The organism is uncultured Amaricoccus sp. (assembly GCF_937858865.1).
GTDB lineage: Bacteria > Pseudomonadota > Alphaproteobacteria > Rhodobacterales > Rhodobacteraceae > Amaricoccus.
This window is the reverse complement of record NZ_CALLYO010000150.1, coordinates 1-1,818: the sequence shown is the minus strand read 5'-3', so window position 1 is coordinate 1,818 and position 1,818 is coordinate 1. Positions and strand designations below refer to the sequence as shown.

Sequence of the window (1,818 nt, the reverse complement as noted above, 5' to 3'; positions counted from 1 at the left end):
GCGGCGGTCAGGATGCCGTGGGCGTAGGGGTGGACGGCGTGGGCGAGCTGGGTGCCGGTCGCGGCGTCGAGGAGGAGGCCGCGGGCGGATTCCGAGCCGAAGTCGAGGCCGATGAGGCAGGGCATCAGGCCTTGCCCTCCGTGAGCAGGAGGGCGCCGTGGATCGCCGCCTTCCAGCCGAGCCGCGCCCAGCGGAGCTCGGGCGGGTGCGGGCGGTAGGGGGCGGGAAGGCTCCGGGCGATGCGCTGCGTCAGGGTGTCGCGCGGGAAGCCGGCCATCTGCGGGATGCCGCCGCCGAGGAGGATGATGCGGGGCGAGAAGAGCGTCGCGGCGGCGGCGACGGCGAGCGCCTGCTGCCAGAGGACGGCGTCGAGGGCGGCGGCGAGCGCGGGGTCGGGGCTCCGGAAGAGCTCGGCGACGGGGCGGGCGCGAGCGGCGGCGCGGGCGGCAAGGGCGGCGCCGGAGGCGCGGTCCTCGAGGCGCTCGGGCGGGTTGCCGGCGGCGAGGGGGAGGTGACCGAGCTCGAGCGCCCAACCGCCGCCGCGGAAGATGCCCTGGGCGCCGAGGTAGGCGGCACCGATGCCGGTGCCGAAGTAGACGGCGAGGACCTCGCGCGCGCCCCTGACGGCGCCGGCGGCGCTCTCGCCGAGAAGCTGGAGGACGACGTCGCGCTCGAGGGTGACCGGGAGGCCGAGGGCGGCGGCGAGGCGGGAGGCGAGGCGGACGCCGTCGAGTTCGGGGACGTTGGCAGTATGGAGCACGGTGTCGCCGTCGGCGGCGAGGAAGCCGGGGACGGTGGTGACGACGCGGGCGGGGGTGATGCCGGCCTCGGCGGCGGCGGCGCGGAGGAGGGCGGCGAGGGCGACGGGCGGGTCGGCGGTGCGGATCTCGGCGGTGGGGAAGGTGCGGGTGCGGGCGAGCGGCACGCCGCGGGCGGCAAAGCCGATCTTGACCGACGTGCCGCCGATCTCGGCGACGGCGAGCGGGCTCACGGCAGGAAGTCCGCGAGGGCGGCGCGGAACTCGGCGGCGTAGACGGCGCGGTCGGTGGCCTTGGGGGTGATGGTGCGGAGGCGGGCGCCGGGGATGAGGGCGGCGAGCCGCTCGGCGTGGGCAAGCGGATGGGCGAGGTCGCGGCCGTGGCCGATGACGAGGGTCGGGACAGTGATGCGGGCGATCTCGGCCTCGGTGACGCCGGGGCCGTCGGCGGCGATGGCCTGGAGGAGGCGGCCGAAGGCGGGCGGGCGGCCGAAGAAGCCGAGGAGGCTCGCGAGATTGTCGGGCGCCTCGCGGGCGAGGGTGGCGGCGGTGGCGGAGGCCGCGAAGCGGCGGCGGGCTTCGGCCGGGGGCAGGGTGGCGATGAGGGCGCCGGCCTCGGCGTAGGGGCGCATGTTGGCGGGCGCCGGCGCGGCGACCCAGGCGGGGCGGGCGAGGACGAGGGCGCCGACGCGCCCGGGGTGGCGGACGGCGAGGCGGAGCGCGATGGCGGCGCCCATGGAGATGCCGCCGACGGCGAGGGCGCCGAGGGCGAGGTGGCGGGCCAGCGACTCGAGGTCGGCGGCGAAGGTGGCGATGGAGAGGGCGGCTTCGGGGCCGGTATCGGAGCCGCCCTGGCCGCGGCATTCGAGGGTGATGCGGCGGCGGTCGGTCGGGAAGACGTCGGCGGACTGGCGGGCGTCGCCGCCGAGGCCGTGCTGGAAGAGGGCGGGCGGGCCGGTGCCTGCGTCCTCGTAGGCGAGGGCGATGCCGTCGCGGGCGAAGCGGGTCACGCGATGGCGTCGCGGAGGAAGGCCGCGACCTCCGGCGCCTCGGCGGCGGCG

The 1,818-nt window shown here is 78.2% G+C and carries 2 protein-coding genes; both read right to left on the bottom strand.

The annotated features are described in order from the left end of the window. Window positions 1-124 precede the first annotated feature (124 nt). Window positions 125-991: an ROK family protein gene (locus Q0112_RS04270; protein WP_297971862.1), complete on the bottom strand. Its 867-nt coding sequence runs from the start codon at window positions 989-991 to the stop codon at window positions 125-127. Beyond that, window positions 988-1,767 carry an alpha/beta hydrolase gene (locus tag Q0112_RS04265; RefSeq protein WP_297971859.1) on the bottom strand — a complete coding sequence of 260 codons (780 nt, stop codon included), beginning with the start codon at window positions 1,765-1,767 and terminating at the stop codon, window positions 988-990. The genes Q0112_RS04270 and Q0112_RS04265 overlap by 4 nt, the downstream gene beginning before the upstream one ends. Between the last annotated feature and the right edge of the window lie 51 nt (window positions 1,768-1,818).